Consider the following 26,741-nt stretch of genomic DNA (forward strand, 5'->3'; position numbering starts at 1 on the left):
TGACTGCAGTACGGACGTGTGCTCTCCCGCTCTCTTCGCCCGCCTCGACGCCAATCGCGACGGCCGCGTCACCGCCGACGAGGCGCGCCAGGTTCGCCAGGCGCGGCGCGCCGAGCGCCAGGGTCAGCGTTTCGACCGCCTCGATACCAATCGCGACGGCCAGCTCTCGCGCGAGGAGTTCGGTCAGCGCCAGGCGATGCGCGGCGAGCGGCGCGAAGGCCGCGCCATGCGCGGCGGCCGTCGCGGCATGCACCGCATGGGCGGCATGCAGGCGCGCGCCGGCCGCATGTTCGGCGCTGACGGCGTCGTCACCCGCGAGGAGTTCCGAGCCCAGGCGCTGCAGCGCTTCGAGCGGCTCGACGCCAACCGTGACGGCACGATCACCGCGGCCGAGCGCCAGGAAGCGCGCCAGCGCCTCCGCGCCGAGCGTCAGAGCCCCCGCGCGGCGCCGCGCAACTAGGCACTTTCCTGAGCGGGAATGGAGGGCGGGGCCAGCAATGGCGCCGCCCTTTTTCCATTTGAGATCAGGCGCATGGTACCGCGCGAGCGTTGATGCAGTTTAAGGCTTTGTGTGTGTCGCCATGCCATCGTCCGCGCCGGCATCGCAGGGGGATTCGTGGCTTATTACCGGCTCTATGTGCTGAGCGCCCCGGAAGGGCGGTTCGTCGGCTTCGAGGAGATCGACGCGGCCGACGATGGCGAGGCCGTGCTCCGCGCCGAGGACTTCATTGGCGGCCGCCCGCTCGAATTGTGGTCCGGCACCCGCAAGGTCCGCGCCTTCCCCGCCGTCGGCGAGCGCCGCGGCTAGCCCCGCGACAGCACGATTCGGGCGCTGAGGCCGCCGTCGGCGCAGTTGCTCAGCTCCAGCTCGCCGCCATGGACCAAAGCTGCCGCGCGGGCGAGGGTGAGGCCGAGCCCTGAGCCGCCGGTCTCCCGGCTGCGCGACTGCTCGAGCCGCACGAACGGTTCCCGAACGCTCGTCAGCTGATCCTCGGGAATGCCTGCGCCGCGGTCGCGGATCTCGATCACGACCTGGTCGTCGCGCGCGCCGACCGAGACCTCGGCCGAGCCGGCATATTTGACGGCATTGTCGGCGAGGTTGCGCACCGCCCGGCGGATGAGGTTGGGCCGCAGCGACGCGACGACTCGCGTGCCATTACTGAACGTCACCGGCTGGCCGAGCTCGCGCAGCTCCTCGACCACCGCGTCGACCAGCGCCGACACGTCGATCGCCCGCGCCGGCTCCTTCGACTGGCCGGAACGGGCGAGATCGAGCGTGTCATCGAGCAGCAGAGTCATCTCCTCGATCGTCGCGATCATCCGCTCGCGCTCGTCGACCGGGTCCATGCTCTCGGCGCGAATCCGCATCGACGCGAGCGGAGTGCGCAGGTCGTGGCCGATCGCACCGAGCATGCGGTCCTTCTCGACGATCAGGCTGCCGACCCTCGCTCCCATCGCATTGAACGCCTCGATCGCCCGGCGGATGTCGGATGGACCGCGCACCTCGACCTGGGGCGGGGTACCGTGGCCCTTGTAGAGCTGCGCCGCGCGGGTGAGGTCGCGGAGCGGCCGGATCAGCCGGGTCAGCACCAGGATCAGGGCGGCGAGCAGCACGAGATAGAGAAGCAGGGTGCCCCCGGCGAGGCGGATCAGCGGCCAGGGATTGGGCCGAAGGATCTGCATCTGGCCGTTGACCCAGCGGCCGTCGGGCAGCTGGACCGACAGTAGCAGCGATCGGAAGCGCTCGGCGCGCTCGCGCTCCGATCTCGCCGTGCGCGGCGTGCCATCGGAGCGAAACGGCGGCGCCGGCGGCAGCGTGTCCGAGATGGCGGCGCGCGAGTCGCGAACCTGCAGGCCGTTGGCGGCTGCAGTCTCGCGCAGCCGGTTGGCGAGCTCAGGATCGCTCGCTTCGGCCGCGACCTGGCTCTCGTCGGCGATGGCGATCCGGCCGCGGCGGTTGATCCCGGTGCGATTCCAGTTGCGTTCCGACATCCGCGTGACGCCGGCGACGAAGCGGGTGATCACCGGCCCCTCGAGCTGGGCCTGGTTGAACCGCGCACGCTCGTTGTTGACGTTGGCGAAGTTGAGCGCCTGGAGCAGCAGCAGCACCAGCGCCATGACCAGCGCGATCTGCCCGATCAGGCTGCGCGGCATCAGCCGCGAAAGCCGGCTCACAGTCGAGTCACCTCGGCCGCCAGCATGTAGCCGCCACCCCACACCGTCTTGATCAGCTTGGGATCGGAGGCGTTCTCCTCGATCTTTTTCCTGAGCCGCGAGATGTGGTTGTCGATGCTTCGCTCGAACGCGGCGAGCTCGCGGCCCTGGCTGAAGTCGAGCAACTGCTCGCGGCTCAGCACCCGGCGCGGATGGGTGACGAAGGCATGGAGCAAATTGTACTCGCCGGTCGACAGGGGAATGGCGACGCCCTCGCCGTCGACCAGCTCGCGCTCGCCGGTCTTCAGCACCCAGGGTCCGAAGGCGTAGCTGTCGACCTCGGGCGCGCGCACCTTGGTCGGGCCCTCGCCGGCGCGGCGCATCACCGCCTTGATTCGGGCAAGCAGCTCGCGCGGGCTGAATGGCTTGGTGACATAGTCGTCGGCGCCGATCTCGAGGCCGACGATTCGGTCGGTCTCCTCCGCCTTGGCGGTCAGCAGGATGATCGGCACGTTGACCGTCGCGCGAATGAAGCCGGTCAGCGACAGGCCATCCTCGCCGGGCATCATGATGTCGAGGAGGACGAGATCGACGTCCTTGGCGTTGAGCAGGGTGCGCGCCGCCGCGGCATTCTCCGCCTTGCTGACCCGGTAGCCGTTGCGGGCGAGATAGGCGGCGAGCGGCTCGCGGATGTCGCGTTCGTCGTCGACCAGCAGGATATGGGCTTCGTCGGCCATGGCAGCTTCCCTAGCGTGACACCTGTGTCGGTCAAATCACGCGAACGTCGCAGTTTGTCGCAAGGACCGGCCTGCTCGTATTTTTTTCAACTCCTGCAAGCTTGTAGTAAGGTAAACGCGGGATAAGGGGCTCGGGGAAGGGGATCGTCGCATGCGGCGGTCCGAGCGTGGGGGTCGGGGCAATCCAGTCGCGGCGCCACAACCTGGCCTGATCGGACCGTTCGCGGGGAACGGCCCGTCCAACGAGACGCCGAAGGTGAGCGACGTGTCCGACTATCTGCCTTTTCTGGTCTTCCTCTACGGGACCTTTGCCGGCTTCCTGATCTTCCGGCTCGGCAAGAACAACGAGCTTCGCGCCGGCGAGGAGCGGGTTCTCGTCGCCGCCGGCTGGACGATGACCGCCCTGTCGCTGACCCTGGCCGCCGCCCTCATCCTGTTCGCGATCTCGCAGAGCGTCTTCCCCGTCGCCTGAGGCGCGGGTGTATGGCCCGCCTTCGCCAAGGCTATCGCGGGCAGCCTCGCCAAATTCCGGCTTGTCAGCCGGAGCCTTGGCGAAGGCTGGTGAGCCCTGCTGGATTCGAACCACGCCAAATCGACTTGGCGATTTGGCCGCCAAGGACTCGCTGGTTCGCTTCGCGAAGGTGAAATGGTGAGCCCTGCTGGATTCGAACCAGCGACCTACTGATTAAAAGTCAGTTGCTCTACCGACTGAGCTAAGGGCCCCTTGGCGGGGTTCGGCCCTACGTGCGGGCGCTTGTCCGGTCAACTGCGGTTGCGCGTGCGCAAGGCGGCGAGCTGGCGAACGCTGCGGCCGCTCAAGGGATCGCGCCATTCGGCGGCGATCTCGGCGAGCGGGCGAAGCACGAAGTCGCGCCGGGCCATTTCCGGATGGGGAATGGCGAGCCGCGGGGCGCGGAAGGCGCCTTGCGACCACAGGATGATGTCGAGGTCGAGCACGCGCGGGCCCCAGCGGCGGCCAGGGCGGCGGCCGAAGCGGCGCTCGATGCGCTTGATCGCCGCGAGCAGCTCGAGCGGCGGAAGCTCGCTGGCGAGCAGCAGCGCTGCATTGGCGAAGCTGCGGCCGGCGGGGCCGAGCGCCGGAGTGCGGTGGATGGCGGAGACGCCCTCCACCTCGCCCAGTTCGCCGAGCGCCGCGACCGCCGCGCGCACCACGCCCTCGGGTCCGCCATGGCGGACGTGCCGGCGGTTCGATCCCAAAGCGATGGCGTAGCTTGTCGTGGCCATGATCCGCCGCCTAGACGCTCGCCATGCTTGCTGTCACGCCGCCTGCCAGCCCGCTCCCGCATGTCGAGCCGCCGCGCGACTGCCCGCTGTGCCCGCGGCTGGCGGCGTTCCGCGAGGCGCTGAGGCTGGAACATCCCGATTGGTGGAACGCGCCGGTGCCGCATTTCGGCGATCCGCAAGCGTGGGTCGCCATCGCCGGGCTTGCGCCGGGCATGTGGGGCGCCAACCGAACCGGCCGACCGTTCACCGGCGACCATGCCGGCCACCTGCTGTTCGAGACGCTGGGAAAATTCGGATTCGCGGAGGGGCGATACACGGAGCGTGCCGACGACGGCCTGAGGCTCAACGGCCTGATCATCCTCAACACGGTCAAATGCCTGCCCCCGCAGAACAAGCCGACGCCTCAGGAGATCGCCACCTGCCGGCCCTTCTACGAAGCGGCGCTGGCGCAGCTCCCGACGGTTCGGGTGGTGGTCGCGCTCGGCCAGATCGCTCACGGCTCGGCGGTGCGTACCTCGGGCGGCAAGCTGTCGGCCCATCCGTTCGGGCATCTCGCCGAACACCGCCTGCCCGACGGCCGCATCCTGATCGATAGCTACCACTGTTCGCGCTACAATCAGAACACCGGGCGGCTCACCCGGGAGATGTTCGAGGCGGTGTTCGCGCGCGCGCTCGATCTGCGCGATGCCCATTCGTCGCCCGATCCGCTGTGTTAGCAGCATAACACTCGCAGCTTCGTCGCACCCGGCCTAGGCCGGTCCCATGAACAGACGCACCCAGCCCGTCGCCCCGCGCGATCCGCAGCCGGTCTCCCCGGCCCGCGGCGTCCTGTTCATGCTCGGCACCCTGGGCTTCTTCCACGGACTCATCACGGTCGTGGATCCGATGCTCTGACCTAGAGGTCCTGAGCGAGGCGGCCGTAAAGCTCTGGCCGCCGGTCACGGAAGAAACCGAAAGCAGCGCGGTGGCGCTTGGCGGCCGCGAGGTCGAGTGTCGCGGTGATCACGCCGGTCTCCGTCGCGCCGAACTCCGCCAGAATGTCGCCGCGCTCGTCGCAGATGAAGCTATGGCCATAGAAGCGCTGCCCGTGCTCGGTGCCGATGCGGTTGGCGGCGACCACCGGCACGACGTTGGACACGGCATGGCCGATCATCGCCCGCCGCCACAGCCGGCTGGTGTCGAGGTCGGGGTCGTGGGGCTCGGTGCCGATCGCAGTCGGGAACAGCAGGATCTCGGCGCCATCGAGCATCAGCGCGCGCGCCGTCTCGGGATACCATTGGTCCCAGCAGACCGCCGGGCCGACGCGACCATAGGCGGTCTTGAAGGTCTTGAAGCCGGTGTTGCCGGGCCGGAAGTAGAATTTCTCAGAATAGCCGGGACCGTCGGGGATGTGGCTCTTGCGATAGACGCCCATCACCGCGCCGCGATCGTCGATCATCGCCAGGCTGTTGTAATGGTGATGGCCCTCGGCTTCGAAGAAGCTGGTCGGGATATAGACGTTCAGCTCCTCGGCGAGCTTCTGCATGGCGAGGACGGCGGGGTGCTCCCCGACCGGCAGGGCGCGAGCAAAATGGCCCTCGTCCTGGGTGCGGCAGAAATAATGGCCCTCGAACAGCTCGGGCGGCAGGATCAGCTTGGCGCCCTTGCCCGCGGCCTCGCGCACCAGCTCGGAGACGGCGCGGATATTCTCCTCGACGTCGTCGGTGAAGGCGAGCTGAAGCGCGGCAACGTTGATCTCGGACACGTCGAAAAACTCCTAGGCCGGCACTTGCTGGCTGATGCAGTGGAAGCTGCCGCCGCCGGTCAGAATGTGATCGGCGCGAAAGCCGATCGTCCGCCGGTCGGGGAACAGCGCCTGTACTGCAGCCACGGCGGCCTCGTCATTGGCCGCGCCGTAGAGCGGCACCACCACCGCGGCGTTGCCGATGTAGAAGTTCATGTAGGAAGCCGGGATGATCTCGCCATCCCTCAGCACTCGGCCGGGGGAGGGGATGTCGGCGATCCTGAGGCCGAACGCCTCGGCGCGGGCGCGGGCGTCGCGATAGACTGCGGCATTGGGATCGTCGTCGCCGTCCGGGACGGGGAGGGCGAGCACGCCTTCCGCCACGAAGCGGGCGAGATTGTCGACATGGCCGTCGGTATGGTCGTTGAGCAGACCTTCGCCGAGCCACAGCACGCGCTCGATGCCGAGGTCCGACTTAAGGCGCGCCTCGATCTCCTCGCGGCTCATGCCGGGATTGCGGTTGGGATTGAGCAGGCATTGCTCGGTGGTGACCGCGAGGCCGGTGCCGTCGACGTCGATCGCGCCGCCCTCGAGGATCCAGTCGAGACGGTCGGCGTCCATGTCGATCGTGCTCGCCAGCCTGAGGCCGACCGTGTCGTCGCCCTCCAGCTCATATTTTCCGCCCCAGCCGTTGAAGCGGAAGCTTCGGGCGGCGGCCCGGCTGCCGTCGCTGACCAGCAGCGGCCCGGTGTCGCGCAGCCAGATGTCGCCGAACGCCTCCTCGACGATCGTCGCGAACGGCGCTCGGACGGCGGCGGCGCGGGCGCTGTCCGGATCGGCGGCGACCAGCCTCACCTCCTCGCCGCGGCCCTCGGCATGGACCGCGAGCGCGAAGGCGGCGACCTCGGCGCGGGCGGGCTCAAGATCATCCTCCCACAAGTCGGCATGGCTCGGAAAACCGATCCACACCGCCTTGTGCGGCGCCCATTCGGGAGGCTGGCGAAACGTCACCGGCGCTCGCTCGCGGTGCGGTCGCGGATGGCGCGGAATTCGTCGCCTTCCAGCCAGTTCGGCCAGGCGGTCGTGTTGGCCAGCGCATTGGCGATGTCGAAATAGATTTCGAGGTCGCGCACGGCGCCCGACCAATCCCAATTGGGATCATATTCGTCGTTGATGCCGTGATAGCGGTTGGCGCGATAGTCGGCCGCCCATGCCGCGCCGGCCGCCGGTCCGCCGTTGACGAGGTTCTCGCCGCCTTCGGCATAGAGCATCGGCACGCCCTGCTTGGCGAGGCTGAAATGGTCGGAGCGGTAATAATAGCCCGCTTCCGGCGACGGCTCCGGCACCAGCGTCAAGTTGCGCGGGCCGATGGCGCGCTGGAGATATTGGTCGAGCTCCGACTTGCCGGCGCCGATCGCGATGAAGTCGCGGCTGACACCGGCGAGCTGCAGGCCGTCGATGTTGATTCCGCCGACCGTGCGCGCGAGGGGGAAAACCGGGTTGGCGGCATAATAAGCCGAGCCGAGCAGGCCCGATTCCTCGGCGGTCACCGCGAGGAAGACGAGGCTGCGCTCGGGCGCGCCGGCGCGGACATGCGCCTCGGCGAGCGCGACCAAGGCCGCGGTGCCCGATGCATTGTCGACCGCGCCGTTGCAGATGCGGTCCTCGCCGCTCTCGGTGCAGATGCCGAGATGGTCCCAGTGGGCGGTGTAGAGGACATGTTCGTCCGGCCGGGTCCGACCGGGAAGGATTCCGATCACGTTCTTGGAGGCTTGGCGGCGGATCGAATTCTCGATCGTCATCGACGCGCGCAGGTTCAGCGGCACCGCGCGGAAGCCCGGCTGCTGGGCGCGGCGGGTGAGGGCGTCGAGGTCATGGCCGGCCGCGGACAGCAGGCGCCGCGCCGCCTCGTTGGTCAGCCAGCCGTTTGCGGCGGTCTGGTCGGCGCCGCCGCGGCCGTCGTCCATGTAGAGCTGCGGGCCGGTCCAGCTGTTCTCGACCGTCATCCAGCCATAGGAGGCCGGCGCGGTGTCGTGGACGATCAGCGCCGCTGCGGCGCCCTGGCGCGCCGCTTCCTCATATTTGTAGGTCCAGCGGCCGTAATAGGTCATCGCCCGGCCGTTGAAGGTGCCCGTGGTGGTCTGCGACTGCCAATCGGGATCGTTGACCAGGATGATCACCGTCTTCCCGCGCACGTCGACGCCTTCATAGTCGTTCCAGCCGCGCTCGGGCGCGTTGATGCCGTAGCCGACGAAGACGATGTCGCTGTTGTCGAACGCGACCCGAGGCTGCGCGCGATAGGAGGCGGCGACCATGTCGGTGCGGTAATTGAAGGTCATCGGCTGGGCGCCGCCGGTAACGGTGAGCCCGGGATTGTTGGTCGCGCCGATCTCGACCAGCGGCACGTCCTGGGTCCAGCTGCCGTTGTTGCCCGGCTGGAGGCCGGCGCGCTGGAACTCGCGGATCAAAGCGGCGACGGTCAGCTCCTCGCCGGGGGTAGCGGGCGCTCGGCCCTGGAATTCGTCGGACGACAGCTCTTGGGTCACGCGCTGAAGCGTCGCGAGGTTGATCTGCGGCGCCGCGGCGGCGCCGTTGGAACCGCCATCGGCCATGGTCGTGCAACCGGCCGCGGCAAGAGCGAGCAGGGGAAGGAGGAGTTGGCGCATCTCGAGGAACCTTCGCGAGGGGAGGAGACGCCGCGGCTCATGCCAGCCCCGGACCGGCACCGCAAGATTGCCGCCGCTTTTGCCTTAAGGCGGAGTCTCGGCCACCTTGAGCCTATAACATAAGTAAAAGTGCAGGGGGGAACGATGAAGTTGATGCTGCACGCAGCAGCCGCTGCGATTGCCATTGCTATACCGCAAGTATCGGGGGGCACGGCGGGACAGGCGCAAGCGCAATCCCCGGCTCCTGCACCGAATTTTGACCCGGCCGCCGCGTTCGGAGCGCGCGAGAGCGTGCAGTCGATCGCCTTGTCGCCGGATGGCCGGCGCATCGCGTTCGTCGAGCCGAGCGTCGGCCAGGGCGCGATCCTCTATACGGTTGATCTCGCCGCCGGAACGGAGCCGAGGCGGGTCACCGCCGCTGACGGCAGCGATCAGCGCCTGGGGGGCTGCGAGTTCGTGTCCAACCAACGGCTGGTCTGCACAGTCTGGGGGGTGGGGAGCTACAACGGTCTGCTGGTCCCGGTGTCGCGGCTCGTCGCGCTGGACGCAGACGGCTCGAACCTCGTGGTCCTGGGGGAATCGGATTCCTTCTACCAGCGCTACGTCCGAACCTTCACCGGGAACGTGATCGACTGGCTTCCGGGGACCGACGGCGCGATGTTGATGTCCCATTCGTTCATTCCGGAACAGCGCCAGGCAACCCGGCTGGAACGGCGCCAGGAAGGCTTCGGCGTCGTCAGGATGGACACCCGAACCAACCGCTTCACGATCGCCGAGGCGCCGCGGCGCGATGCGGTTCGCTATATCGCGGACGGTCGCGGGACGGTTCGCATCATCGCGACGCGCGGCACGCGCGGCTCGACCGGCCAGGACTCGCCCGTCGTCAATTATCAATATCGTCCCGCCGATTCCCGCGAATGGCATGATTTCGGCGCATATGACGAGCGTGAGGAGAGCGGGTTTCTCCCAGTCGCGGTCGATCCCGGGCTCAATGCTGCCTACGCCTTTCGGACCCCACAATGGCCGCACCGCCCTGTTCCGAGTAAAGCTCGACGGCTCGATGCAGCGCGAGGTGGCCAGCCACGACCATGTCGACGTCGATGGGTTGATTCGGATTGGCCGGCGCAACCGCGTGGTCGGCGCAAGCTTTGCAACCGAACGGCGCCAGGTCATCTATTTCGATCCGGAGCTGCGGGCCCTCGCCGACCGGTTCCACCGGGCCCTTCCGAACCTGCCGCTCATCCAGTTCGTCGACGCGTCGGAGGACGAGCAGCGACTGCTCATCTGGGCGGGAAGCGACATCGATCCTGGCCGCTACTACATCTATGACAAGGGCACACGACAGCTCAACGAGATCATGCTGGCGCGGCCGGAGCTCGAGAACGTCACCCTCGCCGAGGTGCGGCCGATCACCTATCGCGCCGCCGACGGAACGCAAATCCCCGCCTACCTGACTTTGCCGCCGGGCAGTAGCGGGCGCGGCCTGCCCGCGATCGTCATGCCCCATGGCGGCCCGTCGTCGCGCGACGAATGGGGTTTCGACTGGCTCGCGCAATATTTCGCCAACCGCGGCTATGCCGTGCTTCAGCCCAATTTCCGCGGCTCGGCCGGCTATGGCGAGGCCTGGTTCCAGCGCAACGGCTTCGTATCGTGGCGCACCGCGATCGGCGACATCAACGATGCCGGCCGCTGGCTCGCGTCCGAAGGAATCGCCGATCCGGCCAAGCTCGCCATCGTCGGCTGGTCCTATGGCGGCTATGCCGCGCTCCAGTCCAACGTCGTCGATCCAAGCCTGTTCAAGGCGGTCGTCGCGATCGCGCCGGTCACCGATCTCGACATGGCGCGCAACGAATGGCGCGGCTTCAGCAATGCCGCCAACGTCCGCGACTTCTTCGGCAGCGGCCCGCACATCCGCGAGGGCTCGCCGCTTCAGAACGCCGCCGCCATCCGGTCGCCGGTGCTGATGTTCCATGGCGATCTCGACCGCAATGTCGGCATCGCCCAGGCGCGGGAAATGGACCAGCGCCTGCGCGCCGCCGGCCGGCGGTCGGAGCTCATCGCCTATCCCGGCCTCGATCACCAGATCGACGACAGCTCGGCGCGTTCCGACATGCTGCGCCGCGCCGACGCCTTTCTCAGGCAGTCGCTCGGCCTGTAATGAAAAAGGCCCCGGCGGAGCGAACCGCCGGGGCCTTTTCGAAGGTCCGGATGTGGAACCCGTTTAGCGCGAGTAGAACTCGACGACGAGGTTCGGCTCCATGCGGACCGGATAGGGCACTTCGTCGAGGGTCGGCACGCGGGTGAAGGTGACCTTCGACGTGCCGTCCTGCGACAGGTAGTCGGGAATGTCGCGCTCGGCGAGGCTCTGCGCCTCGAGCACCAGCGCCATCTCCTGCGCCTTCGGGCCGAGCTCGATCACGTCGCCGACATTGACCTTGGCCGAGGCGATGTTGAGCTTCTTGCCGTTGACCCGGATGTGGCCGTGGTTGACGATCTGGCGCGCGGCCCAGATGGTCGGGGCGAACTTGGCGCGGTAGACGACGGCGTCGAGGCGGCGCTCCATCAGGCCGATCAGGTTCTGGCCGGTGTCGCCCTTCATCTTGGAAGCGTCGGAGTAAGCGCGCTTGAACTGCTTCTCGGTGACGTCGCCGTAATAGCCCTTCAGCTTCTGCTTGGCGCGCAGCTGCAGGCCGAAGTCGGAGACCTTGCCCTTGCGGCGCTGGCCGTGCTGGCCGGGACCATATTCGCGCTTGTTGACCGGGCTCTTCGGGCGACCGAAGACGTTTTCGCCCATGCGGCGGTCGAGCTTGTACTTGGCGCTAGAGCGCTTCGACATTTTCTGATCCAATCTGCTGTGGCCCCGAGGGGCGAAAGTCCCTGGATTCGCACCGCCGGACCGTACAGTCCAGCGCGGCCACCGCTTCACCAGGGGTGCGGGGCCAATTGCGAAGGCGGGCACATGGCCGCCGCCGCCGTCAAAGTCAAGGTTCGCGTGACCGGCGCCCGCGCTCGCGCGGATGGACCAGGGTCCGGATCATTCCGCGCAGCGCCTGGATCTCGCGTGTCGACCAGCCGGGCTTGGTGAGGATCGTCCGGATCGTGTTCTTCGTCGCCGGAGTCCGGTCGGGCGGCCAGAAATAGCCGGAGGCATCGAGATCCTCCTCGATCTGCCCGATCAGCCCTTCGAGATGCTCGTGCGGCGCCCGCGGCTCGAACTCCTCGCTCTCGGTCGGGATGGCGAGGTCGACATGCTTGGACCATTCGTAAGCGACGAGGATCACCGCCTGGGCGAGATTGAGCGAACGGAAGTCCGGATTGACCGGCACGGTGATGATCGTTCCCGCGATCGCGACCTCCTCGGTCTCGAGGCCCGATCGTTCGGCCCCGAACAGGATCGCCGAGCGCTCGCCGGTCGCGCGAATCTGCCGCGCCGCTTCCTCCGGCGTCGCCACCGGGATGACCAGCCCGCGCTTGCGCACCGTCGTCGCGAACACGTTGGGGCAATCGGCGACCGCCTCGGCGACCGTGTCGAACACCTTCGCCTTCGCGAGCACGACGTCAGCGCCGGACGCGGCCGGTCCCGCCGCCGGGTTGGGCCAGCCATCGCGCGGATTGACCAAGCGCAGGTCGCTCACCCCGAAATTGAGCATCGCCCGCGCCGCCTTGCCGATATTCTCGCCGAGCTGCGGCCGGACGAGAACGATGGCGGGCATTGGAGAGGAGGTGGCGCTCACTCCCGCCCCAACTCGCCGACGGAGCCGGCAAATGCCTCGAAATCGCGGGCTTCGCGGAAGTCCTTATAGACCGAGGCGAAGCGGATATAGGCGACTGGATCCAGCGCCTTGAGGCCGTCCATCACCAGTTCGCCGATCATCTCGGACGTGATCTCGCTGTCGCCGGTCGTCTCCAGCTGGCGCTGGATCGAGCTGACCAGCCGTTCGATCCGCTCGGGCGGGACCGGCCGCTTGCGGCAGGCGATGGCGAGCGAGCGCTCGAGCTTGGCGCGGTCGAACGGCTCGCGGCGGTTGCCTGACTTGGCCACGGTCAGCTCGCGAAGCTGCGCCCGCTCGAAGGTGGTGAAGCGGGCCCCGCAATCCTCACACTGGCGCCGGCGGCGGATAGCCGAGCCGTCCTCGGTCGGCCGGCTGTCCTTAACCTGGCTGTCTTCGTGGCTGCAGAACGGACAGCGCAATTACTTCTCCGCGTAGATCGGGAAGCGGGCGCACAGGGCCCGGACGCGCTGGTTGACCTCGCGCTCGACCGCCGAATTGCCCTCCTCGCCATTCGCCTTGAGGCCGTCGAGCACGTCGGCGATCATGTCGGCGATGTCGCGGAATTCCTGCACGCCGAAGCCGCGGGTCGTGCCGGCCGGGGAGCCGACGCGGATTCCGCTGGTCTTGACCGGCGGCAGCGGGTCGAACGGGACGCCGTTCTTGTTGCAGGTGATTCCGGCGCGCTCGAGCGCCTCGTCGGCGTCCTTGCCGGTGATCCCGAGCGGGCGAAGGTCGACCAGCGCGAGGTGCGTGTCGGTGCCGCCCGCGACGAGATCGGCGCCGCGCTCCTTGAGGCGGCCGGCGAGCGCCTTGGCATTCTCGATCACCGCCTTGGCGTAGGTCTTGAACTCCGGCTGCAGCGCCTCGCCGAAGGCGACCGCCTTGGCTGCGATGACGTGCATCAGCGGGCCGCCCTGAAGGCCTGGGAACACCGCGGAGTTGATCTTCTTGGCGATCGCCTCGTCATCGGTCAGCACCATGCCGCCGCGCGGGCCGCGCAGGGTCTTGTGCGTGGTTGTGGTGACGACATGGGCGTGGCCGAACGGGGAGGGGTGCTCGCCCGCGGCGACGAGGCCGGCGAAATGCGCCATGTCGCACATGAAGATCGCTCCGACCTCGTCGGCGATGGCGCGGAAGCGGGCGAAATCGATGTGGCGCGGATAGGCCGATCCGCCGGCGATGATCAGGGTCGGCTTGTGCTCGCGGGCGAGCGCTTCGACCTGGTCGAAATCGATGAGATGGTCGTCCGGCCGAACACCGTACTGGATTGCGTTGAACCATTTGCCGCTCATCGCTGGCTTGGCGCCGTGGGTGAGGTGGCCGCCGGCGTCGAGGCTCATTCCGAGGATGGTGTCGCCAGGCTTGGTCAGCGCCAGCATCACCGCGCCGTTGGCCTGGGCGCCCGAATGCGGCTGCACGTTGGCGAAGCCGCAGCCGAACAGCTGCTTGGCCCGCTCGATCGCCAGGGTCTCGACCGCGTCGGACGGCGCGCAGCCCTGATAATAGCGGCGGCCCGGATAGCCCTCGGCATATTTGTTGGTGAGGACCGAGCCCTGCGCCTCGAGCACCGCTTTTGAAACGATGTTCTCCGACGCGATCAGCTCGATCTGGTTCTGCTGGCGGTCGAGCTCGGACCCCACCGCGTCGGCCACCGCCTTGTCGACGGCGCGCAAATCGTCGCTGAAGAAGCCTTCGCTGCGGATGCTCTCGCTCGTCTCCGCCGGTCGGGTCAGGGTGCTGGTCTCAGTGCTCATGCAGGTTCCTTGGCGGAAACGGGGTTGGACAGCTGGTCGACTCGCCGCTGATGGCGGTCGCCGAGGAAGGGGGTGTCGAGGAAAGCGTCGAGGCAGGCCTTGGCCATCTCCGCTCCGATCAGGCGCCCGCCCATCGCGAGGACGTTGGCGTCGTTATGCTGGCGCGCGAGGCTGGCCGACAGCGGCTCGCTGACCAATGCGCAGCGGCAGGCCGGGTTGCGGTTGATCGCGATCGAGATGCCGATGCCCGACCCGCACAAAGCCACGCCCTTGTCCGCGGCGCCCGAGGCGATCGCTTCGGCGAGCTTGTATCCGTAAAGCGGATAATCGACGGAATCGGTCGAAGGCGGACCGAGGTCGATAACCTCATGCCCCTGGCCGCGCAGATGGTCGGCAAGCGTCGATTTCAGCTCGAAAGCGGCGTGATCGGAAGCGATGGCGATGCGGGACACGACGCGACTCTCTGGCGATTGGGATTGCCCCACATCTAGGGCCCGGCGCCGCCTCGCGCCACCGCAGATTGCGTGATTTAGGCCGCCTGGCGCATCTCCAGCCGGTCCCAGATCTCGACGAGCGCGGTGGTGAGCTCGCGCATCATCGCTTCGTCATGGGCGGGACCGGGGGTGAAGCGCAGCCGCTCGGTGCCGCGTGGAACGGTCGGATAATTGATCGGCTGCACATAGACGCCGTATTCGGCGAGCAGGATGTCGCTGATCCGCTTCGCCTTCACCGGATCGCCGACCATCAGCGGCACGATGTGGGTCTCCGACGGCATGACCGGGAGGCCCGCCTCGGCGAACAGCCGCTTGAGCAACGCCGCGGACGCCTGCTGCCCCTCGCGCTCGCTGCTCGACTCCTTGAGATGCCTGACGCTGGCGAGCGCGCCCGCCACCAGCACCGGCGACAAGGACGTCGTGAAGATGAAGCCCGGCGCGTAGCTGCGGATCACGTCGATGACGTTCTTGCCGGCCGCGATATAGCCACCCATCACTCCGATCGCCTTGGCCAGCGTGCCCTCGATGATGTCGACTCGGTGCGCGACCTGGTCGCGCTCGGAAATGCCGCCGCCGTGCGCGCCGTACATGCCGACCGCGTGGACCTCGTCGAGATAGGTGAGCGCGCGATACTTGTCGGCAAGATCGCAGATCGCGGCGATCGGAGCGACGTCGCCGTCCATCGAATAGACGCTCTCGAACGCGATCAGCTTTGGCGAGTCCTCCGGCGCCGCCGCCAGCAGCTCCTCGAGATGCTCGAGATCGTTGTGGCGGAAGACCTGCTTCTCGCAGCCCGAATTCTTGATGCCGGCGATCATCGACGCGTGGTTGAGCGAGTCGGAGAAGACGATGCAGCCGGGGAGCAGCTTGGCGAGCGTCGACAGGGTCGCCTCGTTCGAGACGTAGCCCGACGTGAACAGAAGCGCCGCTTCCTTGCCGTGGAGGTCGGCCAGCTCGGCTTCCAGCTGGATATGATAATGGCTGTTGCCGGAGATGTTGCGGGTGCCGCCGGAGCCGGCGCCGACGTCGTGAAGCGCCTCTTCCATCGCGGCGATCACCTTGGGGTGCTGGCCCATGGCGAGATAGTCGTTCGAGCACCACACGGTGATCGGCTTCGGGCCGTTATGGCCGGCGAAGCAGCGCGCGTTGGGGAAGGCGCCCTTGTTCCTGAGGATGTCGATGAAGACGCGGTAGCGACCCTCCTCGTGCAGGCGGTCGATCGCGTCCGCAAAGATGCGTTGATAGTCCAAGGCTGAGCTGTTCCCTGCGCTTCGCGAGCATGTTTAGCGGAAAATGGCCCCCTAAGGCGAGTGAGAACGATTCTCAACTCTGCTCAGAGTGTCGCGATCCGGGTGAACCCGAAGCGGGCGAGGGCAGGGGCGAGCGGGGCGGGGTCGAAGTCGCGGCCGGTGAAGACGGCAAGATCGTCGCCAGGCGCGTCCGGCCAGTCGATGTCGCGGGTCCACCAGGCGACGCGGCGGGCGATGCCTTCCTTGCCGTCGACGAAATTGAGGGGACGCGGCGCGGCGGCGGCGAGCTGCGCCTCGACCAGCGGAAAATGGGTGCAGGCGAGCACCACCGTGTCCATCTCCGCACCGCCCGGCTGGGTCAGCAGGCCGCCGAGGATGGCGCGATATTCGTCGAGAGGATTCTCCTCTCCGCGAAGCTGCGCCTCGGCGAGCTCGACCAGGCGATGGGAGCCGTGGCGCAGGATCGTGCAGTCGGCGGCGAAGTCGGCGGCGAGCCGGTCGACATAGGGCTGCACGACCGTCGCGGCGGTGCCCAGCACGCCGATCACCCGGCTTTTCGAGATCGCGGCCGCCGGCTTGATCGCCGGGACCGTGCCGACGATGGTGAGGTCAAGCGCGGCGCGCACCGTGTCGAGCGCGATCGTCGAGGCGGTGTTGCAGGCGATGACGATCAGCTCGGGATCGTAGCGCTCGGCGAGCCGGCCGAGCAGGGCCGGCACGCGCGCGTCGATCTCGTGCGGGTCCTTGGTGCCATAGGGGTAGAAGGCGCTGTCGGCGGCATAGACGATCGGCGCGGTCGGCAGCAGCTTGCGCACCGCGCCGACGACCGACAGGCCGCCCACGCCGGAATCGAAGATGAGGAGGGGGCGTTTCACGCGGGTCGGGTAGCCGCACGAACCCCTTATTGTCATCCCCGCGTTATTGTCATCCCCGCGAAAGCGGGGAACCAGCTTCTTTACGCTGACACCCCTGAAGGCAGCTGGATTCCGGCTTTCGCGGGAATGACAGGTTGGTTAGTCAGGGCGCCGTGGGGGCAATCCTTTGACTTCCGACTTGATCCTTCCCGCGCTCGTCGTCGTGCTGAGCTATCTGCTCGGCTCGATCCCGTTCGGCCTGCTGCTGACCCGCGCCGCGGGCCTCGGCGACGTTCGGTCGATCGGCTCGGGCAATATCGGCGCGACCAACGTGCTTCGCACCGGCCACAAGGGCATCGCCGCGGCGACCCTGCTGCTCGACGCCGGCAAGGGCGTCGCCGCGGTGCTCATCGTGCGCTGCTGCGTCCCCGTCGACAAGGAGCTGCTCGAGCCGCTCGCCGCCGGCGCCGCGCTGATCGGCCACATCTATCCGGTTTGGCTCGGCTTCAAGGGCGGCAAGGGCGTCGCGACCTTCCTCGGAATCGCCTTCGCGCTCGCCTGGCCGATCGGCGCCGTCGCCGCGGCGGTCTGGCTGCTGGGGCTGGCGCTGGTCCGCATCTCGTCGGTCGGCGGCCTCGCCGCGGCGCTGAGCGCCCCGATCACCGCCTGGTGGCTCGGCGCGCCGCGCCTGACCTTGCTGTTCGCCGCGGTCGCCTTGCTCGTCGTCTGGAAGCACCGCGAGAATATCCGCCGATTGATCGCCGGCACCGAACCCAAGGTGGGCCGCAAGGAGTGAGCGGCGTGGCGGACCAGATCGCCCGCCTGCGGCTGATCCGCTCCGACAATATCGGCCCGGTCACCTATTTCCAGCTGCTCGCCCGCTTCGGCTCGGCCGACGCCGCGCTCGCCGCCATCCCCGATCTCGCGGCCCGCGGCGGCGGCCGAGCGCCGCGCCTCGCGTCCAAGGCGCAGGTCGAGCGCGAGATGGAGGAAGTCGCCCGCCTCGGCGCCGACTACATCTTCCTCGGGACGCCCGGCTATCCGGCTTTGCTCGCCGAGCTCGAGACCGCGCCGCCGGCCCTGATCGTCAGGGGCCACCGCCATTTGTTCGAACGCCAGGCCGCCGCCATGGTCGGCGCCCGCAACGCGTCCGCCGCGGCGTGCCGCTTCGCCCGGATGCTCGCCCAGGCGCTGGGCGAGGCCGGCGTCGTGGTCATCTCGGGCCTCGCCCGCGGCATCGACAGCGCCGCCCATGACGGCGCCCTCGCCACCGGCACGGTCGGGGTCATCGCCGGCGGAATCGACGTCGTCTATCCGCCCGAGAACGAGGCCCGCCAGGCCGCGGTCGCCGAGCAGGGCCTGCTGGTCGCCGAGCAGCCGCCCGGCACCGAGCCGCGCGCCCGCCACTTCCCCTATCGCAACCGAATCATCGCCGGCCTCGCCCACGGCACCATCGTCGTCGAGGCGGCGCCCAAGTCCGGCTCATTGATCACCGCCCGCTGCGCCACCGAGTTCGGCCGCGAGGTGATGGCCGTCCCCGGCTCGCCGCTCGACCCGCGCGCTCAAGGCTGCAACCTGCTCATCCGCGAGGGCGCCACCCTGGTGCAGAGCGCCGACGACGTGCTCGAGGCGTTGCGACCCTTGCATCTCGGTCCGATCGCCCAGCCCGGCCGCGACTTCGGGGTTCAACCGGCGCCGGCCGACGCCGAGGAAGCCGAGCGCCGTGGGGTCACCGACCTGCTCGGCCCGGTGCCCGTTCCGGTCGACGAACTGGTCCGCCAGAGCGGCCTTGCGCCCGCGACGGTCCAGACCGTGCTGCTCGAGCTGGAGCTCGCCGGCCGTCTCGAGCGCCACGCCGGCGGCCGGGTGAGCCTCGCGTGATGGGGAAAGTTCTTACCGCCTCGATCATCTTCGCTAGAACTGCCGAGCTGATGCGGGATGGTGTCGTTCCCATCCTTGCTTTCTGCTTGCCGCTCGTCGCGTTGGGAACGGTTGCGGACGCTTTGCTTGGCGGCGCCGACGCCGCGGGCATGGCGATCGTCGCGGAGTCTATCATCGCGATCGCCGCCCAATATTGGCTTACCCGCCACGCATTGAAGGCGGCGGGCCGCCCACCCGCACCCGGAAGCCTGTTCGGCCGCTTCTTCATTCTCAGCCTGATCGTCTCGATCGGCGTCTCGATCGGTCTTCTCCTGTTGGTGATCCCGGGGGTCATTCTGAGCATTCGGCTCGCCGCGAGCGTGCCGGCGCTGGTCGAGGAAGATCTCACGGTCCGCGACGCGATGGATTTCAGCTGGCAGCGGACGGAGGACCATTTCTGGCCGCTGCTCCCGGTATTCGGACTTCTTTTCCTCCCGTCCATTATACTCCTGTGGTCAGTTTTTTTCGTCGGCGACGAGCCATTCGGTGTCGTCCCGGCGCTGCTGATCAACATCGTCGTCAACGCGGCGACGATTGCCGTCTGGTACGCGGCGACCGCAGTGCATTTGCTGACCAGCCGCCCGGGCGGGCGCTTGGCGGAGGTGTTCGCCTGACCGGCTTAGACCCGGCGGTCGACGCGTCTCGTCGTAAATCCTCGGCGCACCCATTGTTACGGCGCTGGCAGGACCCTAACTGATCCCTTGTCAGGAGCGAGAGCGTGTCTGAGCGAGTTGAGACGAAGGGGAAGCAGGGACCGGTGACGGTCCTCACGCTCCTGTTCGGCCTTCTGCTCGGGCTTTCCGGCCCGGGCGCACAGCTCCAGCCCGATCCCGCTTCGGCCCGGCTCGGCAATGGCGAGGTCATCCGGGCGGCCGCGGGCCTTCGCGCCCCCAGCCGGGCAAGCGACGAAAATCCCGACGATGCCAAGCTCGCGCTTGTTCCACCCGCTCCCCAGGTGGTTACCGAGCTCGCGTCGGTTCGCCCCGCGGCGGCGACCGTGCCGGCGGCTGCAAACGCCGCAGCGCTCGCTCCGCACGTTCTCTACCGGGCCCGGGCGCCTCCAGCCGCCTGAGTTCGGCCGCTTCGGCGGCATCATCGCACGATCGAACGATGGTCACCGCCGAGCCTCGCGCTTCGGCGAACCCATGATGCTGGAGTTTTCCATGTCTGCATCCACCTATCGCCTGACCCGCATTCACAGCAGCCTCGACGAGGCGATCCGCAAGGAGGCGCGGCGCCGCCTGCCCGACTCGCTTCGGCTGTTGCGGCTCAAGAAGATGAAGCTGGCCGTGAAGGACCGGCTCACCGCGCTGATGCGTAGGGAAGTGACCGCCTGATCTGGCGGTCATGGCCGGCGCCCGTCCTCTCCGGGCGCCGGCCTTTCATCAACGAAGTGACGTCGAACGCTTGACCGCCGCGACAATCGCGCCTTGACGCGCCTCGCAGGGCCTCACCACCCTATGCGCGTACACGTGAGGGATTGCCGCTCCATATGAAGCTTGTCGTCGTTGAATCGCCCGCCAAAGCGAAGACCATCGAGAAATATCTCGGCCCCGGCTACCGGGTGCTCGCCTCCTACGGCCACGTCCGCGACCTGCCGCCCAAGGACGGCTCGGTCGATCCGGACTCCGGCTTCGCCATGCAGTGGGAGACCTATGCGGACAAGACCAAGCAGGTCCGCGCCATCTCCGACGAGGCCAAGAAGGCCGACACCCTGATCCTCGCGACCGACCCCGACCGCGAAGGCGAGGCGATCAGCTGGCACGTGCAGGAGATCCTGAGGAACCGCCGCATATTGCCCAAGCAGGTCGAGCGGGTGACGTTCAACGCCATCACCAAGTCGGCGGTCACCCAGGCGATGGAGAAGCCGCGCCAGCTCGACGAGGATCTGATCGACGCCTACCGCGCCCGCCGGGCGCTCGACTATCTCGTCGGCTTCACGCTCTCGCCGGTGCTGTGGCGCAAGCTTCCTGGCGCCAAGTCGGCCGGCCGGGTCCAGTCGGTGACCTTGCGCCTGATCGTCGACCGCGAGCGCGAGATCGAAATCTTCAAGCCGCAGGAATATTGGAGCGTCACCGCGACTCTGGCACAGGAGGGGACCGAGTTCCTCGCCCGCCTCGTCCGCTTCGACGGCGACAAGATCGATCGCCTGACGATCGGCGACGAAGGCACGGCGATGCGCGCCAAGGCCGCGGTCGAGGCGGGGCGCTTCACCGTCGCCTCGGTCGAGACCAAGCCGTTCACCCGCAATCCGCCCGCGCCGTTCACCACCTCGACGTTGCAGCAGGAAGCGGCGCGCAAGCTCGGCTTCTCGGCCAGCCACACGATGCGGGTGGCGCAGGATCTCTATGAGAGCGGCGCGATCACCTACATGCGAACCGATGGCGTGCAGATGGCGCCGGAGGCGATCCGCGACGCCCGCGCCGCGATCGAGCGCCGCTTCGGCCCGCACAATGTGCCGAGCAAGCCGAGGGTATACGAGACCAAGGCCAAGAACGCGCAGGAAGCGCACGAGGCGATCCGGCCGACCGATTTCGAGCGCGACCATGTTGGCTCCGGCGATCAGGGCCGGCTGTACGAGCTCGTGTGGAAACGCGCGCTGGCGAGCCAGATGGAGTCGGCGCGGCTCGAGCGCACCACCGTCGAGCTGACCGACGAGAGCGGCAAGCATGCGCTTCGCGCCACCGGCCAGGTCGTGCTCTTCCCCGGCTTCCTCGGCCTCTACGAGGAAGGCCGCGACGACGAGGCGGCCGAGGACGAGCGCCGGCTGCCCAAGCTTCAGCAGGGCGACACGCCAGACAAACGCCGGGTCCATGCCGAGCAGCATTTCACCCAGCCGCCGCCGCGCTACTCGGAAGCGAGCCTGGTCAAGAAGATGGAAGAGCTCGGCATCGGCAGGCCGTCCACCTACGCCGCGACCCTGCAGACTCTGAAGGACCGTTCCTACGTCCGCGCCGAGAAGAACCGCCTTCACCCGGAAGAGAGCGGCCGGCTTCTCACCGCCTTCCTCGAACGCTTCTTCGAGCGCTATGTGAGCTACGATTTCACCGCCCATCTCGAGGACGAGCTCGACGACATTTCCGGCGGCCGGATGAACTGGCAGGCGGTGCTCGAGGAATTCTGGCGCGACTTCAAGCCGAAGACCGCCGAGGTGATGGAGCAGAAGCCCTCCGACATCACCGCGGCGCTCGACGAGTTCCTCGCGCCCTTCCTGTTCCCGGACAAGGCCGACGGTACTGATCCGCGCCTGTGCCCGGCCTGCGGCGAGGGCCGGCTCGGGCTGCGCGGCGGGCGCTTCGGCGCCTTCGTCGCCTGCTCCAACTATCCCGAGTGCCAGTTCACCCGCCGCTTCGCCCAGGGCGGTGAGGGCGCCGCGGAGGATACCGGCCCGCAGCTGCTCGGGCAGGACGACAGCGGCGTCGACGTGTCGCTGCGCACGGGTCGCTTCGGTCCTTACGTCCAGCTCGGCGACGCCAAGGACGCCAAGCGCTCGTCGGTGCCGAAGGACGTGCCGCTCGCCGACGTTGACCTCGGCTGGGCGCTGAAGTTGCTGTCGCTGCCGCGTGAGGTCGGCGCCCACCCAGAGAGTGGCAAGCCGATCACCGCGAGCATCGGCCGCTACGGGCCCTATCTCGCCCATGACGGCGAATACGCCAAGCTCGGCTCGACCGCTGAGGTGTTCGAGACCGGCATGAACGCCGCCGTCGCCAAGCTCGCCGACGCTGCGGCCGGCGGTGGCCGGGGCCGCGGCTCGCGCGAGGCGCTGAAGGTTCTCGGCCCGCACCCGCGCACCGAGGCGGAGCTCAAGGTGATGGAGGGCCGCTTCGGCCCCTACGTCACTGACGGCACGACCAACGCGACCCTGCCCAAGACGGTGAAGCCGGAGGAGCTGACTCTGGAGGAAGCCGCCCAGCTGATCGACGAGCGCGCCGCCAAGGGGCCGGCCAAAGGCAAGGGCCGCAAGGCGCCCGCCAAGAAGGCCGCGCCGAAGAAAGCCGCCGCGAAGGGAAAGAAGAAGTGATCCACATGCGCTTGCTTTTGCTCACGCTCCTCGCGGCGACCGCCGCTTGCGGGCAGCAGAACGAGGCCCCCCCGGCGTCGACCGCAAACAGCTTGGGTTCTACCCAGCAATCCAACGCGACCGAGTGGCAGACCACGCCGAGCGGAATCCGCTATCGCCGAATCAGCGGCGCCGGCACCGGCCCGAAGCCCAGCCAGACCGACACGGTGACGATCCACTATGTCGGCAAGCTGATGGACGGCACCGAGTTCGACAGCTCGTTCCGCGCCGGCGAGCCGGTGACGATGGCGCTGCCGTCGCTCATCCCGGGCTGGCGCGAAGGCGTGCCGCTGATGAGCGTCGGCGACATCTACGAGTTCGTGATCCCGCCCGAGCTTGGCTACGGAGCCTCCGAGGCGGGTCCGATCCCGGCGAATTCGACGCTCCACTTCACCATCGGCCTGATCGGAATCGGCGGCCAGGGCTGACATGCCCGGCCATGTCGACATCCTGATCGTCGGCGGTGGAGCGGCCGGAATCGCCGCGGCCCGCCGCCTCGCCGGCGGCCGCCACTCGGTCCTCCTGCTCGAAGCCGGCGACCGCCTCGGCGGCCGCGCGTTCACCACGAGCCTCGCGGGCATGAAGCTCGACCTCGGCTGCGGCTGGCTGCACTCCGCCGACCGCAATCCCTGGGCCAGGCTCGCCGAAGCCGAGGGATGGCCGATCGACAGGACCCCGCCCGCCTGGCGTGAGCAGTGGCAGGAGATCGGCTTCTCCGGGACCGAGCAACGCGACGCGCTCGCCGCCTTCGAGGCCTTCGATAAACGCCTTCGCGAAGAGGCCCCGCCCAGCGACCGCGCCGCCGATGCCCTCGAGCCGGGCTGTCGCTGGAACGCGTGGCTGGAGGCGCTGAGCGGCTACATCAACGGGGCCGAGCTCGGCTGCCTCTCGATCGCCGACTACCTTGCCTATGAGGACGCCGACAGCGACGTGAACTGGCGCCTGCCCGACGGCTACGGCGCGCTGGTCGCCGCCGCCGGCACTGACCTGCCGGTCCGGCTCGCCGCACCCGTCACCACCATCGACCGGCGAACGACGCCGCTGCGCGCGACCGGACCTTGGGGTTCAGTCACCGCCGACCGAGTCATCGTCGCGGTGCCGACCAATGTGCTGGCTGAGGAGAGGCTGCGGTTCGACCCGCCGCTTCCCGACAAGGTCGAGGCTGCCGCCGACCTGCCGCTCGGCCTCGCCAACAAGGCCTTCCTGCTTCTCGACCGCCCGGAGCCCTTCGAGCGGGACACCCAGTTGCTCGGAGACCCGCATGACCCGGCGACTGGCAGCTATTACCTCCGCCCGTTCGGCCGTCCGCTGATCGAATGCTTCTTCGGGGGCGCCGGCGCGCGAAGTCTGGAGACTGAGGGCGAGGGTGCCGCTGCCGACTTTGCCATTCAGCAACTGGTCGGACTGCTCGGCAGCGACACGCGCCGACGCCTCACCCCGCTCGCCGAAACGCGCTGGGGCGCCGATCCGCTGTTAGGCGGCTCCTACAGCCACGCCCTGCCGGGCAAGGCCGATGCCCGCGCCCGACTCGCCGCCTCGGTCGAAAACCGCATCTTCTTTGCTGGCGAAGCCTGCTCGGCGAGCGACTTCTCGACCGCCCATGGCGCCTACGCGACCGGGGTCGAAGCCGCCGAGGCGGCGATCGCCTCGCTCAGCTGATTCCGCCGCAGCCTTTGCAGGCGGGATCCTTGACGATGCGCAAGGTCCGCATCGCCGGCTTGAGAGCGTCGAACATGTGGAGCTTGCCCCCCGGATACTCGCCGAAGCCGGTGATCGCTCGCACCGCTTCCAGCGCCGCGAAGATGCCGCCCATGCCCGCGACCGGCCCGAGCACGCCGAGCTCCGAGCAGCTGTCGCAATCGTCGGCGTCGAACGCGTCGCCAACATAGCAGCGGTAGCAGGGCCGATCCGGCTCCCAGCCGCGGAACGTGCCGATCTGGATCTGGAACTGGCCGATCGCCGCCGAAACCAGGGGAATGCGCGCCGCGGTGCAATGGTCCGACACCACCAGCCGAGTCGCGAAGTTGTCGGAGCCGTCGATCACCACGCCGGCGCCGGCGAGCAGCGCCGCGACATTGGCCTTCGTCAGCCGCTCGCGCCGAGCCTCGAACGCGACGTCCGGGTTGAGCCGCGCCGCCGCCTCGCCCGCCGCCTCGGCTTTCGCCCGGCCGATATCGGGGGTGCCGAACAGTATCTGGCGATGGAGATTGTCGAGGCTGACCTGGTCGTCGTCGATCACCGCCAGGCGGCCGACCCCGGCGGCGGCGAGATATTGGATGGCCGGAGACCCGATCCCGCCGGCGCCGATCAGGGTGACCGACGCCGCGAGAAGCTTCTGCTGCCCGTGGCCGCCAATCTCCTTGAGGACGATGTGCCGCGCGTAGCGGTCGAGCTGCGCGTCGCTGAGCTCGATCACCGTCCGGTCGAGCCGAAGCCGCCGGTCCCGCGGGACGTCGTTTCGAGCTCATCCATCTCGGTGAAGCGCGCCTGAAGCACCGGCGCGGGCACGAGCTGGGCGATGCGCTCGCCGCGGCGGACCTCGAACGGCTCGCTGCCGAGGTTGGCGAGGATGACCTTCACTTCGCCGCGATAGTCGCTGTCGATCGTGCCGGGGGTGTTGAGGCAGGTGACGCCGTGCTTGAGCGCCAGGCCGGAGCGCGGCCGGACCTGGACCTCGTAGCCATGCGGGATGGCGATGGCGAAGCCGGTGGCGACGGCATGGCGCGCACCGGGCGCCAGCGTCACGCCCTCGGCGGCGACGACGTCCAGGCCCGCGGCATGCTCGGTCGCATAAGCGGGAAGGGGCAGGCCCTCGCCATGGACCAGCCGCTTCAGTTGGATGTCGATCATCGCCGCTCCCTGACTTCTAACATGGGATCGACGGCGTAGCGGCCCGGTCCCGGCGCCGCAAACGGGATTCCGTCAGTCGCGCAGCGCCTCGGCGATGCGGGCGGCGAGCTGGCGCGCGACCGCGGCCTTGGACATATGGTCCCAGCTTTCCGTGCCGTTGCGCGTGACGAGATGGACGCAATTGTCGTCGCCGCCCATCACGTCGCCCGACACGTCGTTGGCGACGATCCAGTCGGCGCCCTTGCGGTCGAGCTTGGCACGGGCATGATCCACCACCGCCTCCGTCTCGGCGGCGAAGCCGATGAGCAGGCGCGGGCGTTCGGGCGAGGCGCCGAGCTCCGCGAGCAGGTCCGGATTCTCGACGAAGCGCAGGCCGGAAAGCCCGCCGTCCTGCTTCTTGAGCTTGTGCGGCGACGCCTCGACCCGCCAATCGGCGACCGCGGCGACCATCACCGCGGCATCGGCCGGGAGGCTCGTTTGCAGCGCGTCCTGCATCTGCGCCGCGGTCTCGACGTCGACGCGGTCCACGCCGGCGGGCGTTGCGAGCGCGACCGGGCCGGCGATCAGGGTGACTCGGGCGCCGATGCCGGCGAGCGCCTCGGCGATGGCGAAGCCCTGCTTGCCGGACGACCGGTTGGCGAGGACCCGCACCGGGTCGATCGGCTCGTGGGTCGGACCGGCGGTGACGACGACATGCCTGCCCGACAGCGCGCCCGATCCACCGAGCGCCGCTGAGATGGCCTCAAGGATGCGCTCCGGCTCGGGCAGCCGTCCCGGCCCATATTCACCGCAGGCCATGTCGCCCTCGTCGGGCTCCAGCACCGTGACTCCGTCTCCGCGCAGCCGCTCGATGTTGCGCTGCGTCGCGGCATGAAGCCACATCCGGACGTTCATCGCCGGGCAGGCGAGCACTTTCTTGTCGGTCGCCAACAGCAGGGTAGAGGCGAGATCATCGGCCGCGCCCGTGGCCATTTTCGAAAGGAGATCCGCCGTCGCCGGGCAGACCACGACCAGGTCGGCCTCGCGGCTGAGCTGGATATGGCCCATCTCCGCCTCGTCCTTGAGGTCCCACAGCGAGGTGTGGACCGGCTGCTCGGACAAGGCCGCGAGGGTCATCGGCGTCACGAACTGCGCCCCGCCCTCGGTCAGCACGCAGCGCACCGAAGCGCCCGCCTTGCGGATCAGCCGGACGAGCTCGCACGCCTTGTAGGCCGCGATTCCGCCGCCGACGATCAGGAGGATGCGCTTGCCCTGCATGAGC

The 26,741-nt window shown here is 68.5% G+C and carries 30 protein-coding genes and 2 tRNA genes; 14 read left to right on the top strand and 18 right to left on the bottom strand.

Translation table 11 applies throughout. From position 1 onward, the window contains the following. Positions 1–460, top strand: a 460-nt coding sequence (locus G7B71_RS15555; protein ID WP_207774720.1) for an EF-hand domain-containing protein, incomplete at its 5' end; no start/stop codon positions are given. A 111-nt stretch (positions 461–571) separates the two neighbouring features. Beyond that, positions 572–808 carry a hypothetical protein gene (locus G7B71_RS05295; protein WP_166038620.1) on the top strand — a complete coding sequence of 79 codons (237 nt, stop codon included), beginning with the start codon at positions 572–574 and terminating at the stop codon, positions 806–808. Here G7B71_RS05295 and G7B71_RS05300 read toward each other — a convergent pair. Further along, positions 805–2,175, bottom strand: a complete 1,371-nt coding sequence (locus tag G7B71_RS05300; RefSeq protein ID WP_166038623.1) for an ATP-binding protein — start codon at positions 2,173–2,175, stop codon at positions 805–807. The two genes, G7B71_RS05295 and G7B71_RS05300, sit on opposite strands and share 4 nt — an antisense overlap. Further along, positions 2,172–2,891, bottom strand: a complete 720-nt coding sequence (locus G7B71_RS05305; RefSeq protein WP_166038625.1) for a response regulator — start codon at positions 2,889–2,891, stop codon at positions 2,172–2,174. Before G7B71_RS05305 ends, G7B71_RS05300 begins: the two co-directional genes overlap by 4 nt. Positions 2,892–3,147: 256 nt before the next feature. Here G7B71_RS05305 and G7B71_RS05310 point away from each other — a divergent pair, with 256 nt between their 5' ends. Continuing rightward, a complete protein-coding gene (locus tag G7B71_RS05310; RefSeq protein WP_166038627.1) occupies positions 3,148–3,363 on the top strand; it encodes a hypothetical protein in 216 nt (71 codons plus the stop codon). Positions 3,364–3,450: 87 nt separating this feature from the next. Here G7B71_RS05310 and G7B71_RS05315 read toward each other — a convergent pair. The 3 genes from G7B71_RS05315 to folK all read right to left on the bottom strand — a co-directional run bounded on the left by G7B71_RS05315 (position 3,451) and on the right by folK (position 4,136). Next, a tRNA-OTHER gene (locus tag G7B71_RS05315) sits at positions 3,451–3,513 on the bottom strand. 25 nt (positions 3,514–3,538) lie between these two features. Beyond that, positions 3,539–3,614: transfer RNA gene (locus G7B71_RS05320), tRNA-Lys, on the bottom strand. 39 nt (positions 3,615–3,653) lie between these two features. After that, positions 3,654–4,136: a 2-amino-4-hydroxy-6-hydroxymethyldihydropteridine diphosphokinase gene (folK, locus tag G7B71_RS05325; protein ID WP_166038629.1), complete on the bottom strand. Its 483-nt coding sequence runs from the start codon at positions 4,134–4,136 to the stop codon at positions 3,654–3,656. A 23-nt stretch (positions 4,137–4,159) separates the two neighbouring features. Here folK and G7B71_RS05330 point away from each other — a divergent pair, with 23 nt between their 5' ends. Further along, positions 4,160–4,852, top strand: coding sequence for a uracil-DNA glycosylase (locus tag G7B71_RS05330; RefSeq protein ID WP_166038631.1), 693 nt, complete (start codon positions 4,160–4,162; stop codon positions 4,850–4,852). 46 nt (positions 4,853–4,898) lie between these two features. Continuing rightward, positions 4,899–5,030 (top strand): hypothetical protein, encoded by a 132-nt coding sequence (locus tag G7B71_RS15770; RefSeq protein ID WP_279338392.1) that lies wholly within the window; start codon positions 4,899–4,901, stop codon positions 5,028–5,030. 1 nt (position 5,031) lies between these two features. Here G7B71_RS15770 and aguB read toward each other — a convergent pair whose 3' ends face one another. Genes aguB through G7B71_RS05345 form a run of 3 tightly spaced genes read right to left on the bottom strand, consistent with a single transcriptional unit; the run spans position 5,032 to position 8,471 of the window. Further along, on the bottom strand, positions 5,032–5,880 hold the full coding sequence (gene aguB, locus G7B71_RS05335) for an N-carbamoylputrescine amidase (protein ID WP_166038633.1): 849 nt from the start codon (positions 5,878–5,880) through the stop codon (positions 5,032–5,034). Between the two features lie 12 nt (positions 5,881–5,892). Next, on the bottom strand, positions 5,893–6,870 hold the full coding sequence (locus G7B71_RS05340; protein WP_166038635.1) for an agmatine deiminase family protein: 978 nt from the start codon (positions 6,868–6,870) through the stop codon (positions 5,893–5,895). Then, positions 6,867–8,471 carry a M28 family metallopeptidase gene (locus G7B71_RS05345; RefSeq protein WP_243406120.1) on the bottom strand — a complete coding sequence of 535 codons (1,605 nt, stop codon included), beginning with the start codon at positions 8,469–8,471 and terminating at the stop codon, positions 6,867–6,869. Before G7B71_RS05345 ends, G7B71_RS05340 begins: the two co-directional genes overlap by 4 nt. Before the next feature lie 1,045 nt (positions 8,472–9,516). On the opposite strand from G7B71_RS05345, the gene G7B71_RS15620 reads away from it, so the two are divergent. Then, positions 9,517–10,683 (top strand): S9 family peptidase, encoded by a 1,167-nt coding sequence (locus G7B71_RS15620; RefSeq protein ID WP_243406113.1) that lies wholly within the window; start codon positions 9,517–9,519, stop codon positions 10,681–10,683. 63 nt (positions 10,684–10,746) lie between these two features. Here the strand turns inward: G7B71_RS15620 and rpsD are convergent, their stop codons facing one another. The 7 genes from rpsD to murI all read right to left on the bottom strand — a co-directional run bounded on the left by rpsD (position 10,747) and on the right by murI (position 16,671). Continuing rightward, a complete protein-coding gene (gene rpsD / locus G7B71_RS05355; protein WP_166038639.1) occupies positions 10,747–11,361 on the bottom strand; it encodes a 30S ribosomal protein S4 in 615 nt (204 codons plus the stop codon). 145 nt (positions 11,362–11,506) lie between these two features. After that, the gene (locus G7B71_RS05360; RefSeq protein WP_166038641.1) at positions 11,507–12,238 is read right to left on the bottom strand and encodes an RNA methyltransferase; all 732 of its coding nucleotides are present in this window, start codon (positions 12,236–12,238) and stop codon (positions 11,507–11,509) included. 17 nt (positions 12,239–12,255) lie between these two features. Continuing rightward, positions 12,256–12,717, bottom strand: coding sequence for a transcriptional regulator NrdR (nrdR, locus tag G7B71_RS05365; protein WP_166038643.1), 462 nt, complete (start codon positions 12,715–12,717; stop codon positions 12,256–12,258). Beyond that, positions 12,718–14,052, bottom strand: coding sequence for a serine hydroxymethyltransferase (locus G7B71_RS05370; protein WP_166038645.1), 1,335 nt, complete (start codon positions 14,050–14,052; stop codon positions 12,718–12,720). Continuing rightward, positions 14,049–14,504: a ribose 5-phosphate isomerase B gene (gene rpiB, locus G7B71_RS05375; RefSeq protein ID WP_207774721.1), complete on the bottom strand. Its 456-nt coding sequence runs from the start codon at positions 14,502–14,504 to the stop codon at positions 14,049–14,051. The genes G7B71_RS05370 and rpiB overlap by 4 nt, the downstream gene beginning before the upstream one ends. Positions 14,505–14,581: 77 nt before the next feature. Next, on the bottom strand, positions 14,582–15,796 hold the full coding sequence (gene hemA / locus G7B71_RS05380; RefSeq protein ID WP_166038649.1) for a 5-aminolevulinate synthase: 1,215 nt from the start codon (positions 15,794–15,796) through the stop codon (positions 14,582–14,584). Between the two features lie 83 nt (positions 15,797–15,879). After that, positions 15,880–16,671, bottom strand: coding sequence for a glutamate racemase (gene murI / locus G7B71_RS05385; protein WP_243406114.1), 792 nt, complete (start codon positions 16,669–16,671; stop codon positions 15,880–15,882). A gap of 166 nt (positions 16,672–16,837) precedes the next feature. On the opposite strand from murI, the gene plsY reads away from it, so the two are divergent. From plsY to G7B71_RS05425, 8 genes are all read left to right on the top strand, one after another. After that, entirely contained in the window at positions 16,838–17,446 is a 609-nt protein-coding gene (gene plsY, locus G7B71_RS15625) for a glycerol-3-phosphate 1-O-acyltransferase PlsY (RefSeq protein WP_243406115.1), read from the top strand. A gap of 5 nt (positions 17,447–17,451) precedes the next feature. Next, on the top strand, positions 17,452–18,531 hold the full coding sequence (gene dprA, locus G7B71_RS15630) for a DNA-processing protein DprA (RefSeq protein WP_166038653.1): 1,080 nt from the start codon (positions 17,452–17,454) through the stop codon (positions 18,529–18,531). Next, entirely contained in the window at positions 18,531–19,184 is a 654-nt protein-coding gene (locus G7B71_RS05400; protein WP_166038655.1) for a YciC family protein, read from the top strand. Before dprA ends, G7B71_RS05400 begins: the two co-directional genes overlap by 1 nt. 104 nt (positions 19,185–19,288) lie before the next feature. After that, positions 19,289–19,642 carry a hypothetical protein gene (locus G7B71_RS05405; protein ID WP_166038657.1) on the top strand — a complete coding sequence of 118 codons (354 nt, stop codon included), beginning with the start codon at positions 19,289–19,291 and terminating at the stop codon, positions 19,640–19,642. 91 nt (positions 19,643–19,733) lie between these two features. Continuing rightward, positions 19,734–19,907, top strand: a complete 174-nt coding sequence (locus G7B71_RS05410; protein ID WP_166038659.1) for a YdcH family protein — start codon at positions 19,734–19,736, stop codon at positions 19,905–19,907. 155 nt (positions 19,908–20,062) lie between these two features. Continuing rightward, positions 20,063–22,591 carry a type I DNA topoisomerase gene (gene topA / locus G7B71_RS05415; RefSeq protein ID WP_166038661.1) on the top strand — a complete coding sequence of 843 codons (2,529 nt, stop codon included), beginning with the start codon at positions 20,063–20,065 and terminating at the stop codon, positions 22,589–22,591. Between the two features lie 5 nt (positions 22,592–22,596). Further along, the gene (locus tag G7B71_RS05420) at positions 22,597–23,058 is read left to right on the top strand and encodes an FKBP-type peptidyl-prolyl cis-trans isomerase (protein ID WP_166038663.1); all 462 of its coding nucleotides are present in this window, start codon (positions 22,597–22,599) and stop codon (positions 23,056–23,058) included. 1 nt (position 23,059) lies between these two features. Beyond that, positions 23,060–24,289, top strand: coding sequence for an FAD-dependent oxidoreductase (locus G7B71_RS05425; RefSeq protein WP_166038665.1), 1,230 nt, complete (start codon positions 23,060–23,062; stop codon positions 24,287–24,289). Here G7B71_RS05425 and G7B71_RS05430 read toward each other — a convergent pair. The 3 genes from G7B71_RS05430 to coaBC form a co-directional block, all read right to left on the bottom strand. Next, positions 24,282–25,043: a HesA/MoeB/ThiF family protein gene (locus G7B71_RS05430; RefSeq protein ID WP_166038770.1), complete on the bottom strand. Its 762-nt coding sequence runs from the start codon at positions 25,041–25,043 to the stop codon at positions 24,282–24,284. The genes G7B71_RS05425 and G7B71_RS05430 overlap by 8 nt on opposite strands. Beyond that, positions 25,043–25,480, bottom strand: coding sequence for a dUTP diphosphatase (gene dut, locus G7B71_RS05435; RefSeq protein WP_166038667.1), 438 nt, complete (start codon positions 25,478–25,480; stop codon positions 25,043–25,045). Before dut ends, G7B71_RS05430 begins: the two co-directional genes overlap by 1 nt. Before the next feature lie 72 nt (positions 25,481–25,552). Further along, complete coding sequence (coaBC, locus tag G7B71_RS05440; RefSeq protein ID WP_166038669.1) at positions 25,553–26,737, bottom strand: bifunctional phosphopantothenoylcysteine decarboxylase/phosphopantothenate--cysteine ligase CoaBC; 1,185 nt, start codon at positions 26,735–26,737, stop codon at positions 25,553–25,555. Positions 26,738–26,741: the final 4 nt, after the last annotated feature.

The sequence above is a fragment of the Sphingosinicella sp. YJ22 genome (assembly GCF_011320075.1).
Taxonomy (GTDB): Bacteria; Pseudomonadota; Alphaproteobacteria; order Sphingomonadales; family Sphingomonadaceae; genus Allosphingosinicella.

What these genes read in the sequence shown, in the direction of transcription:
- G7B71_RS05305 (WP_166038625.1), bottom strand. Translation starts at nt 2,891, where the DNA reads ATGGCCGACGAAGCCCATATCCTGCTGGTCGACGACGAACGCGACATC.
- folK (WP_166038629.1), bottom strand. Translation starts at nt 4,136, where the DNA reads ATGGCCACGACAAGCTACGCCATCGCTTTGGGATCGAACCGCCGGCAC.
- G7B71_RS05330 (WP_166038631.1), top strand. Translation starts at nt 4,160, where the DNA reads ATGCTTGCTGTCACGCCGCCTGCCAGCCCGCTCCCGCATGTCGAGCCG.
- G7B71_RS15770 (WP_279338392.1), top strand. Translation starts at nt 4,899, where the DNA reads ATGAACAGACGCACCCAGCCCGTCGCCCCGCGCGATCCGCAGCCGGTC.
- G7B71_RS05345 (WP_243406120.1), bottom strand. Translation starts at nt 8,471, where the DNA reads ATGGCCGATGGCGGTTCCAACGGCGCCGCCGCGGCGCCGCAGATCAAC.
- G7B71_RS15620 (WP_243406113.1), top strand. Translation starts at nt 9,517, where the DNA reads ATGCTGCCTACGCCTTTCGGACCCCACAATGGCCGCACCGCCCTGTTC.
- rpsD (WP_166038639.1), bottom strand. Translation starts at nt 11,361, where the DNA reads ATGTCGAAGCGCTCTAGCGCCAAGTACAAGCTCGACCGCCGCATGGGC.
- G7B71_RS05360 (WP_166038641.1), bottom strand. Translation starts at nt 12,238, where the DNA reads ATGCCCGCCATCGTTCTCGTCCGGCCGCAGCTCGGCGAGAATATCGGC.
- G7B71_RS05370 (WP_166038645.1), bottom strand. Translation starts at nt 14,052, where the DNA reads ATGAGCACTGAGACCAGCACCCTGACCCGACCGGCGGAGACGAGCGAG.
- G7B71_RS05400 (WP_166038655.1), top strand. Translation starts at nt 18,531, where the DNA reads ATGGGGAAAGTTCTTACCGCCTCGATCATCTTCGCTAGAACTGCCGAG.
- G7B71_RS05410 (WP_166038659.1), top strand. Translation starts at nt 19,734, where the DNA reads ATGTCTGCATCCACCTATCGCCTGACCCGCATTCACAGCAGCCTCGAC.
- topA (WP_166038661.1), top strand. Translation starts at nt 20,063, where the DNA reads ATGAAGCTTGTCGTCGTTGAATCGCCCGCCAAAGCGAAGACCATCGAG.
- G7B71_RS05420 (WP_166038663.1), top strand. Translation starts at nt 22,597, where the DNA reads ATGCGCTTGCTTTTGCTCACGCTCCTCGCGGCGACCGCCGCTTGCGGG.
- G7B71_RS05425 (WP_166038665.1), top strand. Translation starts at nt 23,060, where the DNA reads ATGCCCGGCCATGTCGACATCCTGATCGTCGGCGGTGGAGCGGCCGGA.
- dut (WP_166038667.1), bottom strand. Translation starts at nt 25,480, where the DNA reads ATGATCGACATCCAACTGAAGCGGCTGGTCCATGGCGAGGGCCTGCCC.
- coaBC (WP_166038669.1), bottom strand. Translation starts at nt 26,737, where the DNA reads ATGCAGGGCAAGCGCATCCTCCTGATCGTCGGCGGCGGAATCGCGGCC.